Source organism: Nonomuraea sp. NPDC049695, from assembly GCF_040674955.1.
GTDB classification, from domain to species: Bacteria; Actinomycetota; Actinomycetes; order Streptosporangiales; family Streptosporangiaceae; genus Nonomuraea; species Nonomuraea helvata.
On record NZ_JBFANV010000031.1, the window covers coordinates 85,920 to 99,791 of the forward strand.

Annotated in this window: 16 protein-coding genes and 1 tRNA gene; 11 read left to right on the forward strand and 6 right to left on the reverse strand. The window is 68.9% G+C overall.

Annotated elements, in window-relative coordinates:
* Positions 1-19 precede the first annotated feature (19 nt).
* Entirely contained in the window at positions 20-1,579 is a 1,560-nt protein-coding gene (locus tag AB0J64_RS26110) for an ABC transporter substrate-binding protein (RefSeq protein WP_364031759.1), read from the forward strand.
* A 74-nt stretch (positions 1,580-1,653) separates the two neighbouring features.
* On the opposite strand, the gene AB0J64_RS26115 is transcribed toward AB0J64_RS26110, so the two are convergent.
* Positions 1,654-1,833: a hypothetical protein gene (locus AB0J64_RS26115; protein WP_364031761.1), complete on the reverse strand. Its 180-nt coding sequence runs from the start codon at positions 1,831-1,833 to the stop codon at positions 1,654-1,656.
* Positions 1,834-1,854: 21 nt separating this feature from the next.
* Here AB0J64_RS26115 and AB0J64_RS26120 point away from each other — a divergent pair, with 21 nt between their 5' ends.
* Positions 1,855-2,484 (forward strand): hypothetical protein, encoded by a 630-nt coding sequence (locus AB0J64_RS26120; RefSeq protein WP_364031827.1) that lies wholly within the window; start codon positions 1,855-1,857, stop codon positions 2,482-2,484.
* 1 nt (position 2,485) lies between these two features.
* Here the strand turns inward: AB0J64_RS26120 and AB0J64_RS26125 are convergent, their stop codons facing one another.
* Positions 2,486-2,815 (reverse strand): DUF4326 domain-containing protein, encoded by a 330-nt coding sequence (locus AB0J64_RS26125; protein ID WP_364031764.1) that lies wholly within the window; start codon positions 2,813-2,815, stop codon positions 2,486-2,488.
* A 58-nt stretch (positions 2,816-2,873) separates the two neighbouring features.
* On the opposite strand from AB0J64_RS26125, the gene AB0J64_RS26130 reads away from it, so the two are divergent.
* Positions 2,874-3,668 carry an exodeoxyribonuclease III gene (locus AB0J64_RS26130; protein WP_364031767.1) on the forward strand — a complete coding sequence of 265 codons (795 nt, stop codon included), beginning with the start codon at positions 2,874-2,876 and terminating at the stop codon, positions 3,666-3,668.
* An 89-nt stretch (positions 3,669-3,757) separates the two neighbouring features.
* Entirely contained in the window at positions 3,758-3,991 is a 234-nt protein-coding gene (locus AB0J64_RS26135) for a hypothetical protein (RefSeq protein WP_364031770.1), read from the forward strand.
* 40 nt (positions 3,992-4,031) lie between these two features.
* Here the strand turns inward: AB0J64_RS26135 and AB0J64_RS26140 are convergent, their stop codons facing one another.
* Both AB0J64_RS26140 and AB0J64_RS26145 read right to left on the reverse strand, forming a co-directional pair.
* Positions 4,032-4,967: a cobalamin biosynthesis protein gene (locus AB0J64_RS26140; RefSeq protein ID WP_364031773.1), complete on the reverse strand. Its 936-nt coding sequence runs from the start codon at positions 4,965-4,967 to the stop codon at positions 4,032-4,034.
* On the reverse strand, positions 4,951-5,733 hold the full coding sequence (locus tag AB0J64_RS26145; RefSeq protein ID WP_364031776.1) for a phosphotransferase: 783 nt from the start codon (positions 5,731-5,733) through the stop codon (positions 4,951-4,953). The genes AB0J64_RS26140 and AB0J64_RS26145 overlap by 17 nt, the downstream gene beginning before the upstream one ends.
* A gap of 90 nt (positions 5,734-5,823) precedes the next feature.
* Between AB0J64_RS26145 and AB0J64_RS26150 the strand changes: the two genes are divergently transcribed.
* Positions 5,824-6,558, forward strand: a complete 735-nt coding sequence (locus tag AB0J64_RS26150; protein WP_364031779.1) for a ZIP family metal transporter — start codon at positions 5,824-5,826, stop codon at positions 6,556-6,558.
* A gap of 54 nt (positions 6,559-6,612) precedes the next feature.
* A tRNA-Arg gene (locus AB0J64_RS26155) sits at positions 6,613-6,686 on the forward strand.
* Between the two features lie 74 nt (positions 6,687-6,760).
* Here the strand turns inward: AB0J64_RS26155 and AB0J64_RS26160 are convergent.
* Positions 6,761-7,978 carry a site-specific integrase gene (locus AB0J64_RS26160; RefSeq protein ID WP_364031782.1) on the reverse strand — a complete coding sequence of 406 codons (1,218 nt, stop codon included), beginning with the start codon at positions 7,976-7,978 and terminating at the stop codon, positions 6,761-6,763.
* Positions 7,979-8,397: 419 nt separating this feature from the next.
* Entirely contained in the window at positions 8,398-8,661 is a 264-nt protein-coding gene (locus AB0J64_RS26165) for a hypothetical protein (RefSeq protein ID WP_364031785.1), read from the reverse strand.
* Positions 8,662-8,858: 197 nt separating this feature from the next.
* On the opposite strand from AB0J64_RS26165, the gene AB0J64_RS26170 reads away from it, so the two are divergent.
* The 5 genes from AB0J64_RS26170 (at position 8,859) to AB0J64_RS26190 (ending at position 13,638) form a co-directional block, all read left to right on the forward strand.
* The gene (locus AB0J64_RS26170) at positions 8,859-9,524 is read left to right on the forward strand and encodes a Crp/Fnr family transcriptional regulator (protein ID WP_364031788.1); all 666 of its coding nucleotides are present in this window, start codon (positions 8,859-8,861) and stop codon (positions 9,522-9,524) included.
* Between the two features lie 102 nt (positions 9,525-9,626).
* Positions 9,627-10,442: a hypothetical protein gene (locus AB0J64_RS26175; protein ID WP_364031791.1), complete on the forward strand. Its 816-nt coding sequence runs from the start codon at positions 9,627-9,629 to the stop codon at positions 10,440-10,442.
* The gene (locus tag AB0J64_RS26180; protein WP_364031794.1) at positions 10,435-12,378 is read left to right on the forward strand and encodes a hypothetical protein; all 1,944 of its coding nucleotides are present in this window, start codon (positions 10,435-10,437) and stop codon (positions 12,376-12,378) included. The genes AB0J64_RS26175 and AB0J64_RS26180 overlap by 8 nt, the downstream gene beginning before the upstream one ends.
* Positions 12,371-13,132, forward strand: a complete 762-nt coding sequence (locus AB0J64_RS26185) for a hypothetical protein (RefSeq protein WP_364031797.1) — start codon at positions 12,371-12,373, stop codon at positions 13,130-13,132. The genes AB0J64_RS26180 and AB0J64_RS26185 overlap by 8 nt, the downstream gene beginning before the upstream one ends.
* Entirely contained in the window at positions 13,129-13,638 is a 510-nt protein-coding gene (locus AB0J64_RS26190) for a Pycsar system effector family protein (RefSeq protein ID WP_364031800.1), read from the forward strand. Before AB0J64_RS26185 ends, AB0J64_RS26190 begins: the two co-directional genes overlap by 4 nt.
* Positions 13,639-13,872 lie beyond the last annotated feature (234 nt).

Consider the following 13,872-nt stretch of genomic DNA (forward strand, 5'->3'; position numbering starts at 1 on the left):
GCTGACAGAGGGAGTTGCGTTGCGCCGTCGTCTCGCAGCGGCCGCCGCGCTGATGCTCCTCGCGGCCTGTTCGACGCCTCCGGAGCCGCCCCAGGCCCCGGCGGGGGTGTCCTCGTTCGTCTACGTCGAGAACCTGGACATCATTACCGAATGGGACCCGAGCAAGTCCTACTCCAACGAGATCGTCGCCTTCCAGAACGTCTACGAGACGCTCACCTTCTGGAACCCCGTCACCAAGAAGTCCAGCCCCCGCCTGGCCACGTCGTGGCGCTCCTCACCCGACGGCCGGACGTGGACCTTCAACCTCCGTCCCGGGGTGACCTTCCACACCGGCAGGCAGCTGGACGCGGTAGCCGTCAAGGCGTCGATCGAGCGCACCATGCAGGCCAGGACGGGCGCCTCCTACATCTGGGACGCCGTCTCCTCCATCAGGGTCGACGGCCCGGCCACGGTGACGTTCGCCCTGAAGTACCCCGTTCCCCTGGATCTGGTGGCCTCGTCCACGTACGCGGGCTACATCTACGACACGCAGGCGGCGCCCGACCTCGGGAAGTTCTTCGCGGCCGGCAGGGACGCCGGCTCGGGGCCGTACACGGTGACGAAGTGGCAGAAGGGCAAGGAGGACGAGCTCACGCTCAGCGCGTACGACAAGTACTGGAGAGGGTGGGAGGGGCCGCACTACAACACGGTGAAGTTCCGCGTCGTGCCCGACCCCGACCGGGCGTGGCGGCTGCTGCAGCGGGGTGAGGTGAACTTCGTGCCGCGGCTCAACTCGCGCCTGTTCGCCGAGGCCGCCGCCGAGCCGGGGGTGCGCACGTCGGAGCGGCCGTCGTTCCAGACGGCGATGATGCTGTTCAACACCGCGAGCGGGCCGATGCGTGACGTGCGCGTGCGCCGCGCGGTCCAGAAGGCCGTCGACTACCAGGGCCTGATCAAGGACCTGAAGGGCGCTGTCGCCCCGGCCGGCGGCATCGTGCCCGAGGGGCTGATGGGTCACGTGCCCGGCCGCATGCCCCGGCAGGACCTGGCGGGCGCGGCCCAGCTGCTGGCCAGGGCGGGATACGGCCCGGCCGGCCGGCCGTTGCGGCTGAAGCTGACGTACGGGGAGGGCGACACGGACTGGCACCTGCTCGCCACCAGGCTCGCGTACGCGCTCAAACCGCTCAACGTCACCATCGACGCCCAGGCCATGCCCTGGAACGCCCAGTGGGACCTCGGCAAGAAGCGTGGCCAGGACATCTTCGTCATGTACTGGTGGCCCGACTACGCCGACGGCTACTCGTGGTTCGGGAACGTCTTCCACAGCGCAAACCCGCCCGTCTTCAATCTGACCTATCTGCGGGACCACACCCTGGACGCGCTGCTCGACACCGTGCCCGAGCTGACCGTGACCGACAAGGCGGCGGCGCAGCGGGCGTACGAGCAGGCCACGAAGCGGGTGCTCGACCTGCGGGCGGCCGCCGCGATGCCGTGGGTGGTCAACTACCAGCGGGCCTTCCAGGGCGCCGTGCAGGGCTACGACGACAACCCGGCCTATCCGGACGTGGTCTTCGTCTACGACCTGCGCCCGTCGGGCTGAACTGTGCTCATGGCCTCACTTCGTGAGGCGGTCTCGGTCGCCCTTGATGCCGTCGCCTTCCCCCGCTCTGGTCGCTACGCTCCCGCCGCTCCTCCAGGCGACGGCGCTCCCTCGACGCGTTCCTTCAGGCGCGCCCGGATCTCCTCAGGGGTGTAGGCGCGGCGGCGGCGCTCGGCGCGCGCGATCACCACTCCCGTGGCCGCGACCCCCATGATCCCCGCCAGACCGAGCATCTTCCACCAGCGCATGCGCATGTTGCCTAGGCTAGCGGTGTGCTGACTCTCGATGAGGCCGTCAGGGTGACGAGGACCGGTGATCTGTGGATCTTCCGCGGGCGTTCGGTGCCCGACCGCGCGATCCAGACGATGACCAACAGCCCGGTCAACCACGTGGGCATGGCCGTCGTGATCGAGGACATGCCGCCGATGATGTGGCACGCCGAGCTCGGCAAGTCGCTGCTCGACCTGTGGTCGGGCACCCACCACCGCGGGGTGCAGCTGCACGATCTGCGCGACGCGGTGACCACCTGGGGCGACCGCTACGGCCAGCGGGCCTGGCTGCGCCAGCTCGAGCCGGAGGCGACGCGGGAGATGGAGGACGCGGCCCTGCGCACGGTGGCCCGGCTCGACGGCACCCCGTTCCCCTCCACCGCCCGCCTGGCCGGCCGCTGGGCCAAGGGCCGCCTCCCGCGGCTGCGCCGCCGCCTCAAGGAGGAGACGCTCGAGAGCGCGTACTGCGCCGAGGTGGTGGCCGTCACGTACGAGACGATGGGCCTGCTGCCCGCCGGCCGGCGCCCCAACTGGTACGACCCGGGCAAGTTCTGGAGCGGCGACGATCTCGAGCTGCTCATGGGCCACAGGCTGAGCAACGAGATCATGGTGGGCGTGGAGCGCAGCCGGCCCTGACCTACGGTGCTTCTCCTGCCACGACGTCCAGCAGCGCGTCGGCGTGGCACTCCTGGTCGGGGCGGCACCAGCAGGCGAGGTCCTTGCCGCCGAGCTCGTGACGGGCCCGCTCGACCAGCTCGGGGTGCTCCCGCAGATAGGCCCGGTAGAGCGGGATCACCTGAGACCGTACGTGGACCTGCCCGCAGACCCGGCAGCCCTTGGGGGACAGGCTGTGCGGGTTGGCGAACGGGCTGCGCTTGTGACCGGGGAACTCGCGTCCCACGTACACGGCTCCCTCGGGCACGCGGCCATGGAACCGGTCACCCTCGACCTTGACGCGGCGTGGCATGCTGCCTCCTCTCCGTGACCATTATGCTCGGGACGCGACGGGGTGGCAGGGTGGAGACATGCGGCTCGCAACGTGGAACGTCAACTCCGTGAAAGCCCGCCTGCCCCGTCTCCTCGAGTGGCTGGCCGAGACGAAGCCGGACATTCTCTGCCTCCAGGAGACCAAGTGCCCGGCGGAGGCGTTCCCCATGGCGGAGGTGGCCGAGCTGGGCTACGCCGCCGCGGCCCACGGCGACGGGCGGTGGAACGGCGTCGCCCTGCTGTCCAAGGTCGGGCTCGACGACGTCACGCTCAGCTTCCCGGGCGAGCCGGGGTTCGGGGAGCTCGACGGGGTGGGGGCGGCCACGCCCGAGGCCCGTGCGATCGGCGCGACCTGCGCCGGCATGCGCGTGTGGTCCCTGTACGCGCCGAACGGCCGCACCGTGGACTCGCCGCACTACGCGTACAAGCTCGACTGGTTCGCCGCCCTGCGGGACGCGCTGGCGGAGGAGATGACCATGCCTCTGGTGGCGTGCGGCGACTACAACGTGGCGCCCACGGACGCCGACGTGTGGGACCCCGCGCTGTTCGCCGGCTCCACCCACGTCACCCCGGCCGAGCGCCAGGCCCTGGCCGAGCTGCGCGCCCTGGGGCTGCACGACGTGGTGCCGACGCCGATGAAGGGCCCGCACCCGTTCACGTACTGGGACTATCGGGCCGGGATGTTCCACAAGAACATGGGGATGCGCATCGACCTGGTCTACGCGAGCGCGGACGTCGCCGGACGGGTGCGCTCGGCGTACGTCGACCGGGAGGCCCGCAAGGGGACGGGCCCGTCCGATCACGCGCCGATCGTGGTTGATCTCGAGCCTTAATCGCGATTACAAACCGCTGTCGGCCGAGTATCGTGAGTTCTCAAAGTTTCGGGGGCGTGAGTAATCTTCAAGGCCACAGGGGGATCTCCGTGGAACCTGCAGACGGTCGCATCATCTTATTCATCATCATCGCATTCGCCGTGTTCGCTCTCGGCCGCCGGTTCCAGAACATGATCATTATGCGTCAGGTCTGGAAGCAGAGCGCCAAGCAGGTGGTCGCCAGGAAGGAGGTGGCGACCAGCGCCGCGAAGTCGATGATCGGGATCACCTTGGTGGCGGTATTCGTCGTCTGGCTGGTGCTCAACCTCAACCGCGTCATGTAATACCTGATTGCCGCGCAATTGCGCTGCGGCCCGCAATCTTTCAGGCGACCTGTTTGCGGCGGTTTTTTAGGGCCCAGGCTGTCAGCACGGCCACCCCGGCGGCGGCCAGGCTCACCGCGCGTGTCAGGCGTACGGCCCGGCGGATGTCCTTGACGCCGGGCTCCGGTCCGTCGCCCATGGTGGGGCGGTGCTCGGTCCTGCCCTGATAGACGTTGGTGCCGCCGAGGGTGACGCCGAGCGCGCCGGCGAAGGCCGCCTCGCACCGGCCGGCGTTCGGGCTGGGGTGCCGGTGGCCGTCCCTCCTGAGCACGGCCAGCGCGCGGCCGGGGCTCGGGCCGGTCAGCACCGTCAGCAGGGCCGTCAGCCGGGCGGGCACGTAGTTGGCGACGTCATCCAGCCTCGCCGCCGCCCAGCCGAACCGCTCGTACCGGGGCGAACGGTGGCCGATCATGGCGTCCAGTGTGTTGATCGCCCGGTACGCCAGCAGCCCCGGCACCCCCGCCACCGCTCCCCAGAAGAGCGGGGCCACGACGGCGTCGGAGGTATTCTCGGCCAGCGACTCGACCGTGGCCCTGGCCAGTTCCTCGGCCTCGAGGTGCGAGGGGTCGCGGCCGCACAGGTGGGGGAGCCGGGCTCTGGCCCGCGCCAGATCGTCGCGCTCGAGGGCGTCGGCCAGGTACTCGCCCTCGCGGGCGAGCGTGGTGCCGCCGAGCACGGCCCACGTGGCGACGGCTGTGACGGCCGTACGCGCCTTGGGTATCCGCTGCGCGATGACCCCGAGCGCGGTCACGCCTCCCACGCACATCACGACATGTACGACTCCGTACGCCTTCTTATCCGCGTACAGGGATTTTTCAATCTTCGCGGCGGTACGCCCGAAGACCGCGACCGGGTGGGCGGGGCTCTGCGGGTCGGCGAACACCTGGTCGAGGGCCACCCCGAGGGCGAGCCCCAGTGGATCACACCAGGTGCGCATGGAGTGCGTCTTCGTGCGTGTCCAGCCAGGCGGAGGCGCGGCGGATGCGCTCGCCGGCGCCGCCGGCCCACATCTTCGCCCAGTTGCCGCCCGACGAGGCGCGAGTGCGCATGACGGCGTAGGAGCGGTGGAAGCGCAGCCTGGCCAGGTCGAGGAGGCGGCGGCGGTCACGGGGCGGCACGCCGTACGCGTCGCAGAACAGCCGCAGCCGGGCGCCCACGTCGAGGTCGCGGAGGAGAGGGTGGCGGTCGACGGGGTCGGCGATGGGGGCCCAGTGGCGGAGGGCGGTGACGACGTCGAAGAGCCTGGTGGTCGGGCGGGCCAGGTCGAAGTCGATCAGCGCGCGGGGCTTGCCTTGGCGAAATATCACGTTATCTGGCGTTAAATCACAATGCCCAATGACTTCCGGCGCTTTGTCATCATTCGACCCGTACGCCCACCCTTCGGCCGCCAGCGGGAACCCGGCGGTCGCGTCGTGGAACTCCCGCACCAGCGCGGCGATCGCGGCCAGCGCCTCATCGGTCACGCTCTCGGCCCGCAGCCCCGTCGTACCCGGCACGTAGGTGAGGATCTCGCGTCCCAGCGCGTCCATCCCCAACACCCGCGGCGCCCCCTCGAACCCCGCGGCCTCGAGGTGCCTGAGCAGGGCATGCACGGCGGGCGTCGACGTACTGGCCGGTCTCCGTACGGTGTCACCGACCCGCACCACCCCGTCAGTCACGTCGCCGCCCTGCAAAGGAATCTCATGCAGGAGCGTCGCGACCATGCCACGAGAGCTTAGACCCTTTTGCCCCGTCCCCGCCCGGCCTTTTCACGGCTCGGCCGTCGCACCCCAGCACCTCTAACGTTGACTCCCATGCCGATCCTGCTCGCTCTGGCGGCGTTCCTCATGACCCTCCTGGGCGGCCTGGCCGCCGACCGCGTCGGCAACCGCCGCCACCTCCTCCTCGGCACCGCCGCCGGCATGATGCTCGGCGTGGTGGCCTTCGACCTCCTCCCCGAGGCCCTGACCCACGACGCGCTGCAGGCGTACGGCGTCCCCCTGCCGATGCTGACCTTCGCCCTGGCGTTCCTGGCCCTCCACGTCGTCGAACGCTCGATGGGCATGCACGACGCCCACGAGGCCGACTACGCCACCCACCGCCACGCCCGCTCGGGAGTCGGCCTCACCGCCGGCGCGGCCCTGATCGTCCACAGCCTCCTGGACGGTGCCGCCATCGGCGCCGCGTACCAGACGGACACCTCCCTGGCGGTGGCCGTGGCGATAGGAGTGATCGCCCACGACTTCACGGACGGCTTCAACACGTACACGATCACCTCCCTGTACGGCAACGCCCGCCACCGCGCCCTCACCCTCCTGCTCCTGGACGCCCTGGCCCCGGTGACAGGCGCCACCCTGACCACCCTCGTCACGATCCCGGACGGCCTCCTGGGCGCCTACCTGGGCTTTTTCTCCGGTTTCCTCCTGTACCTGGCAACCTCCGATATCCTCCCAGAGGCCCACACACCAAGACGCGCCACCGGCTGGACCCTTACGGCGACGGTCGTGGGGACGCTGGTGATGTGGGGTGTGATCGGGCTGACAGGCTGACACGTGGAAAACGTGTGCGTGACAAGTCGCCGGATCATGCACAATAAGGCGGGAGCGCCCTTAGCTCAGCTGGATAGAGCACCGGACTTCTAATCCGACGGTCGCAGGTTCGAATCCTGCAGGGCGCGCTTCTCCACCTGGGCAAACTCAGGCCACGCCCGTGCGCTGGGGCAGCATGGGGCAAATGTGGGGCAAAGCTGAGTCAGCCGCCCAGCGGCCGCCCCAGCGCGGACGCGGCGTTCAGCACCAGCCTGGCCGTTTCCCTGGCGGCTTGGTGGGCCACCTCCGGTAGCACCGAGACGTAGGTGTCGGCGGTGAGCACAATGCTGGCGTGCCCGAGCATGGCCTGCACCACCTTCAGATCGGTGCGCGCGGCCAGCGCGAGGGTGGCGGCGCCGTGTCGCAGGTCGTGCAGCCGGATGGGCGGTTGTCCGGAGGTCGTCACCAGTCGGCGGAACCGGCCGGTGAGGTAGTCCGGTCGCAGCGGCTCGCCGTCCGCGGTGGTGAACACGTACCCGGAGTCCTGCCAGCGTGTGCCCGCCGTCGCGCTCAGCTCCTTTTGGCGCTCGCGGTGCCGTCTCAGCACCCGCACGGTCTCCGCGTCCAGGGCCACCACCCGGCAGCTGGCGGCGCTCTTCGGCGGGCCGACCACGACGTGACCATCGGCGTGCACCCGCTGCTGCGCCACTGTCAGCTCCGCCGCCTGCAGGTCGACATCCGTCCAGCGCAGCCCGGCCAGCTCACCGCGGCGCAAGCCGCGTAGCGCGGCCAGCCACCAGGCGGCGTACAGGCGGTCCTGCGCGACGCCGGTCAGGAAGGCCGCGAGCTGCTGTTCGGTCCAGACCGCCACCGCCGGACGTTCTGCTGTTTGCTGCCACCGGGCGGTCCGTCCGGCGGTCCAGACGACCGGATGTGGTCGTCGGGGATGAGGGAGTTCGGCGCCGTTGGCCGGGTTGATGGGGAGCAGCCGGGCGCGCACCGCCGCGTTCAGCGCGGTCCGCAAGGTGGCGTGAATCCGCACCACGGTGGCGGGCGACAACCGACGGCCGGTCGGCGAGGGGTGGGACGCCAGCGTCGCGAGCAGTCCGTTGACATCGCGAGAGGTGAGCTGGCGGAGCAGGACCCGTCCCAGCTGCGGGATGAGGTAGAGGCGGATATGGGTGGCATAGCCCTGCCGAGTCGACGGACGCAGGGCGTCCTTGGTGGCCAGCCAGCGTGCCAGCCACTGTCCAAGGGTGCATCCGGCCCCTGCGCCGTCATGGTCGGCAGCGGCCAGGGCGCGGCCTGCCGCTTGGGCTTCCTCGGGGTCGGCGTAACCGCCCTGGCGGACGCGCTGCCGCTGCCCGTCCAGGCCGCGCACCTGCACCGCGAAGTACCAGCTGCCATGGTCGTCATCTATTGGCAGACGCGGACACGTCACCCCTCGCTGGCGTCCTGTTTCCGCATCCACGCAGCCGCATCGCCTGCTGACCTGCACACGAGTCTTCGGCATCTGTCCCACCTCCACCTCTCACGGTGGGCGACGACAGACGCGCCAGCCAGGGCCCGCACTCGATCAGGGGATGACCTCAGGGCAAGTGCCCAGGGTGCGGGGAACTCAGGTTGAGCCGGGCGCTGGCCCTCACCCCTGGTCGTCCCGAGCCGTCAGATGGAATCCTGACCTCCGCTCTAGCGATAAGACTGGCGATCACGTGCCGCCTCCGCCACCATGGGAGGCCGCCCTCAACGCGTCCTCTTCCCAGTCCGAGCAGAAGAAAGATTGCGATGCAGCCACCGATTCCTACTCCTGATCAGATCGGTACTGTCGACCTGGCGTCCTAAGCCGTCGTTCCCGGCCCATCAAACCTGGATAAGGATGAATACGGCGTCTGGGCCGTCACAGCCGGCGACGAGGAGCAGTACGCCCTGTACTTCGAAGTCGCTGACGCCGCCCACCCCTCCCGGCAGGTCGCCGAGTTCATCGTCGAGGCGGTGCGAGCACACGCCTCCCGGTTGCGGGACCGCCTCCCTCGCGATCTGCTCGTCACCCCAGGAGAAGCCCGTACCATAGGTCGGCCAATCCGAGGAACCAACCAGCCTCTTGTAGAGCTCGAAGAAGCCCATGTTGCCGCGACTTGTAGTAGTACAGAAATCGTTGCCGTCCGACCGTGTAACGCAGGTTCGGGGGCGACCACTTGTCGTCTGCCGGGGGAGTGCCCGGATGGTCGACTCCGTAATCCCCGTAGCTGACGTCGTCTCATAGCCGGCTGATGCTCCGCCTGAGGCTTGATGGAGTTCACGAGCCCAGGTATACGGAGAAGATGGCCAACGTTGAGTCACCCGTCCGAGGGCTCGGCGGCGCATTACCCATGCCGGCGTGGGAGGGGCTGATCAGGGCTGGCGCGGCTCGGTCCTACGCCGTCGGAGACGTCCTGGTACGGCAGGGTGAGACGGGCGCGTTCGTACTGTGCCTCACCGCAGGCAAGATCAAGGTCACCCGCAGCGAGCCGGATGGATCCGAGGTGCTTCTGGCCGTACGCGGGCCCGGGGAGGTGGTCGGCGTGATCGCAGCCATCGACGGCGGCAGGCGCTCGGCCACGGTGACAGCCCTGCAACCTTGCGTCGCCTACGCACTTCCCGCCGCCCGATTTCGCGCGATCCTGGAGGGCCACCGGCTCACCGACCAGCTCGTCCGCCACGTCGTCGAACGCCTCAGGGAAGGCGAGGACCTCCGCAGCGAGCTGGCGCAGCTCTCCGCCCAGCGCCGCGTCGCGGCGATGCTGCTCCGCTTCGCGGCGTGCGACTCTTCATCGAGACAGGTGATCGAGATCAGCCAGAGCGAGTTGGCAGGCGCTGCTGGGATGTCCCGCGCGGCGGTCGCGGCCGAGCTGTCGGCGCTGCGCAGGGCGGGACTGGTCGTCACTGGCCGCCGTCGCCTCGAACTCCTGGACCTCGCCGGCCTCCGGCGGATCCTTCTGGAGGGTTGACGGAAAATCTGCGCTCTGTGTCCAGTTCTGGACAGTTCGCTCGCCCGACCTCCACGACCATGAGCAGCAGGAGCAGCACGTGGGGAGAGCGAGGAGAGAGACATGCAAGGAGCCATCCCGACCCAGCTGTTGCCGCCCTACCGGGCGCTGCTGGCTGTGGACATCGTCAAGTTCAGCGCCGCCAAGGGGGTGTTCTTGGGAGACCTGCACGAGCTGGTGCCTGAGGTCCTGGAACGTGCCATGAACCTGTCCGGTCTGCAGGAGGTATGGGACGCGCGCCGCTTCCCCGACAGCGCGGGAGACGACTACATCTTCGGCACCGATCCGGCGTGGTTGCCGCTGCTCGTAAGCCCGCTGTTGGCGAACCTGCAGACCGTGCTCGAAGAGGTGGATCACCGACTGGCCGCGCGCGACCGCGACCTCCGTCTGCGCCTGCGGGCCGCGCTCCACGTCGGCCCGGTCCCGGACTCCGGCGACCTGGTACGCGACCGCATCAGCGAGCCGACCGTCACCACGTTCCGGCTCCTGAACTCGACCCCGATCAACGACGTGCTGAAGCGCTCTCATCCGGACGTCACCCAGACCGCGGCCGTGCTTTCCCAGCGGGTGTTCGACGACATCATCCGGCCCGGGTACACGACGTTGCATCCCAGCGAGCTCACCTCCGCGACGGCCGAGGTGCCCGGCAAAGACTTCGCCGAGCCCGCTTGGCTGTACGTTCCGCGCCCCTCCTGGCAAGCCCGGACCCAGGACCGGCCCGCCGTTCCCGCCGCGGAGGCGGAGAAGGCCGGTGGCTCGCCGCTGGCGGTCTTCCAAGCCCCCGTCGGCCAGAGCAACACCGCGCATTACATGCAGGTGAGCCAGACGCTTCCCACCGACTTCTTCGGCCGCGAGTCCAAGGGAGACCGCAGTGAGTGAGACGACGGCAGCAGCAGTGTTTCAGGCTCCCGTCACGACCGCGTACGTCGCGGATCGCATCTACACGAGCAGCTCGATGATCCGGTCCATCGCGCTCGACCAGGAAGAGATCAAACGGCAGCGGGCGATGTTCGTGCCGACAGCCGGCATGGAGGCTCTCACCGAGCGTCTCAAGACGTATGGAGTCGTCGCGCTGGTGGGACCCAAGGGGAGCGGCAGGCGGATCACCGCGATCAACCTGCTGGCCGGGCTCGGCCTCCAGCCGCGCGAAGTCCCTCTCGACGAGGACGACGCGGGGGAACTCCTCGGACCGCCGGATATGGGCTACATCGTCCATGCCGACGACCTGGCCGGCAGTTCCAAGCCGCTGCAGGCGTGCATCGGATCGGCACGCGAGCGAAGGCTGCCGATCGTCATCCGGGTGACCGCCGACGTCTGGCGGCGCGTCGCCCTTGACGGGGTTCCTGAGCTCCCCATCGTCTCCGCCCCTGCCATCGACATCTTCGGCAAGCATCTAACGGTCTCCCTGGGTGAAACCGAAGCCGGCGGCTGGAGCACCCACCCGAAAATCAAGGAGTGCCTGTCGCCGGCCGGTCCTCGTGACGCCGTACGACTCGCCAGGCTGGCCGCGGAGGCCATGTCCAAGGCAGGCCACTTCAGCGAGCACCTGGTGGACGAGGCGCTCGGCGCCTACACCAACTGGGAAGCCGAACTGGAGCACATCTTCTCCACCGTGCCAGGCGAAAAGGAGGACGAGGAAGGCAGGACGCGAGCACTCCGGCTGGCCGCCGCGGTGCTGGAGGGAAGCACGTCGTCGTCGGTCTTCACCGCGGCCAGGATGCTCTCTGAAATCCTCGAGCTCCGCCCGGAGGCCGGACACGGACTGGTTGGGCCCAGCACGAAAAAACGCCTGGAATCCATCTCCGCCGGCTACGACCATGGCCGTGTCGTGTTCTCACGAACGGCGTTCGGCGCCTCGACCCTCGATTTCGTCTGGAGCCACTGGCCGCAGCTGCACAAGGATCTTCAGGACTGGTTCGGCAAGCTCGCGCAGCAGCTGCCGGACGACGGAGCGCTGATCGCCGAGCGGGTGGCGGACCTCGCCATCCGTCAGCGTCATTTCGCCATGCTGAACACGCTGGCGACCGGATTCCTGGACGGGACGGCGACCTTCGGCCTCGGGGTCGCCCTTCTCACACGGGCGGCGTTGAGCGACGAACTCGGCCGCGCCGCTCGCCGTACGCTCTATCAGTGGTCCCGGCAGTCCCCGCCACGGCGTCCCGCCGCAGTAGTAGCCACCTGCACCGGCCCGCTGGCCGAAGCGTTCCCTCGCGTGGCGCTGACCCGGCTCAAGCACGTCTCGCTCACCGACGTCATCGACATCAGGAAGAACCTGGTGGACGGCCTGGCAGGCCTGGCGACGAACCTGCGACTCCGCCGAGAGCTCATTGACGAACTCGTACGCTGGCTCGACCGATCCGAGCCGGAACCGCGACGAAGCGTCGCAGCCGAAGCCCTGCTCAAGGTCCTGCTGCTGCAGGATCCCGACGGCCGGCTCCTGCTACTCGAGCACGTCGACCTGGGGTGGGAGCTGGCGCTGGCGGTGGCCTGGAGGTCACTGCTGCGAAGCCCCCTTCCCGAGGCGGAGATACGATCGGGTGTCTCCCACTGGCTGGAAGCGGCCGCCCAGGCAAAGGCGCCTCTTTCCACGGTGGTAACCGTGCTCGGGGCGGTTCCCAGTAGCGCGGTCGAGGAGAGCCTCCTGGTCATCGCCGTCTTCAAGTGGGCACGCGAAACTTCGGACGAGGCGGAGCCCCCACGCCAGCACGTTTTCCACCAGGTCATCGACGCCGTCCTTGCGAGGAGCGGAACCTCGACCAGGGAGTCGATCGACCTCGCGCTCCAGATGGAGCAGGAGGCGCAGGTCGGTGATTAGGGACTTCCTGCAACAACTGCTGGGAGCCAGGGCGAGCCATTCGAACGAGTACATATACCGCACGCGGCTCCCCAGCGAGCTCGATGGTGCCTGCTTCGACGCGACCATCGAGGTCCACGGTCAGCTCGATCACCAACAGCCCGCTCAGGAGGCCCAGGTCTACCGAAAGTTGGAGAGCCATGCCCGCGTCGTCAGCAGCAAGCTGTCCGTCCTCGATCTGGACAGGGCCGCTGCTGAGATCACCATCGAGCTGAACCGCGAATCGGTCGTCGCCATGCCCGACCTGCACGTCCGGCTCGATCGGGTCCGGGCGCGGGTCAGCGCCGGCGCAAGCGCTATGGAGACGGCACGATCGCTCCAGGAGGCCGTCCAGAAGACGACGCTCGCCCGGATGGAGTACCGGGAGCAGGCCCGGCGGCTCGGCTTCTTACGAGATCACTTCCTGGCGAGCCCCGCCATGGCTCGCATGTGGTGGGTGGGCGAAGACCCCAGCCGCCTGGCTGACCTTGCTGCCATGTCCACCAGCGGCAAGGCCGACCCCTTCGAGACCGCAGTAAGACTCCTCGAAGAGGCCGCCGATGCGGGTTCGGCCCGCAACGAGGCCGCCGCGATCATCGAAGCCTTCGTTCGCGGGTTGACCCCGGAGGCGAGAAAGTACCTCATCTCGCAACTCGCCCAGGTTTTCACCAACTACGAGCGGCCGGAATTGGCCGAGCGCCTGCTGTCCACCGCCCGACTCAACGGGGCATCATGACCGGCGACCCGCCCGCGCACGCGGCCACGATCCTGAAACATGCCAGGGAAGAACTCAGCCGTGCCGACGTCAAGGCCGGAATCCTCCTGACGGTGAATGGCGTCGGCGTCGGCGCGGTGCTGAACAAGCTCACCGCCGGCGGCGACCCCGCCGCCGCGAACACGTTCCTCGCGATCCTCTGGTGGGGTGCAGTTCTTACGGTCGTGGTCAGCTCAGGCTTCCTGATCGCGGCGATCAAACCCCGAGCCTCCCGCCGGCGCGGGCCGTTCGGCGCCCGGATCGCCTATTTCGCCGATGTCCGCAGCCTGTCCGGTCCCGGCGAGCTCTCGACGGTGTTGCGGCGGCGCCAGGATGACTGGCTGGATGGGCTCGCGGACCAGATCTGGCACGTCAGCCGACTGTGCCAGGTCAAGTACGGACACCTCAACAGAGGCCTGTGGCTGATGGCGTCCGGTTGGGCGGTGTTCATGGCCGTGTCCGTCATCGGCTCCGCGATCTCCCGCTGAGCTTCCAAGCACACCTCCGCCCGCTCAGTCGCGCACGTCCGCGACTTCGCCGACCGGCTCAAACCCCACGCGCGGCTGACGGCCGTACGGGACTTCACCGATATGTTGCGCGCCGACCTGGAGAACTGACCGGCAGCACGGACGTGACGACTGTCCCGGTTTCGACCAGCACACCTCCCGTCCAGGCCCTCGTGCACGATCCTCGGCCTAGACGGGCTATCATGTGCCTGACCT

Excerpts from the sequence above, each read along its gene's own strand:
- AB0J64_RS26165 (WP_364031785.1), bottom strand. The coding sequence starts at position 8,661 with ATGGGCTTCTTCGAGCTCTACAAGAGGCTGGTTGGTTCCTCGGATTGG.
- AB0J64_RS26130 (WP_364031767.1), top strand. The coding sequence starts at position 2,874 with ATGCGGCTCGCAACGTGGAACGTCAACTCCGTGAAAGCCCGCCTGCCC.
- AB0J64_RS26175 (WP_364031791.1), top strand. The coding sequence starts at position 9,627 with ATGCAAGGAGCCATCCCGACCCAGCTGTTGCCGCCCTACCGGGCGCTG.
- AB0J64_RS26115 (WP_364031761.1), bottom strand. The coding sequence starts at position 1,833 with ATGCGCATGCGCTGGTGGAAGATGCTCGGTCTGGCGGGGATCATGGGG.
- AB0J64_RS26140 (WP_364031773.1), bottom strand. The coding sequence starts at position 4,967 with ATGCGCACCTGGTGTGATCCACTGGGGCTCGCCCTCGGGGTGGCCCTC.
- AB0J64_RS26150 (WP_364031779.1), top strand. The coding sequence starts at position 5,824 with ATGCCGATCCTGCTCGCTCTGGCGGCGTTCCTCATGACCCTCCTGGGC.
- AB0J64_RS26190 (WP_364031800.1), top strand. The coding sequence starts at position 13,129 with ATGACCGGCGACCCGCCCGCGCACGCGGCCACGATCCTGAAACATGCC.
- AB0J64_RS26145 (WP_364031776.1), bottom strand. The coding sequence starts at position 5,733 with ATGGTCGCGACGCTCCTGCATGAGATTCCTTTGCAGGGCGGCGACGTG.
- AB0J64_RS26125 (WP_364031764.1), bottom strand. The coding sequence starts at position 2,815 with ATGCCACGCCGCGTCAAGGTCGAGGGTGACCGGTTCCATGGCCGCGTG.
- AB0J64_RS26170 (WP_364031788.1), top strand. The coding sequence starts at position 8,859 with ATGGCCAACGTTGAGTCACCCGTCCGAGGGCTCGGCGGCGCATTACCC.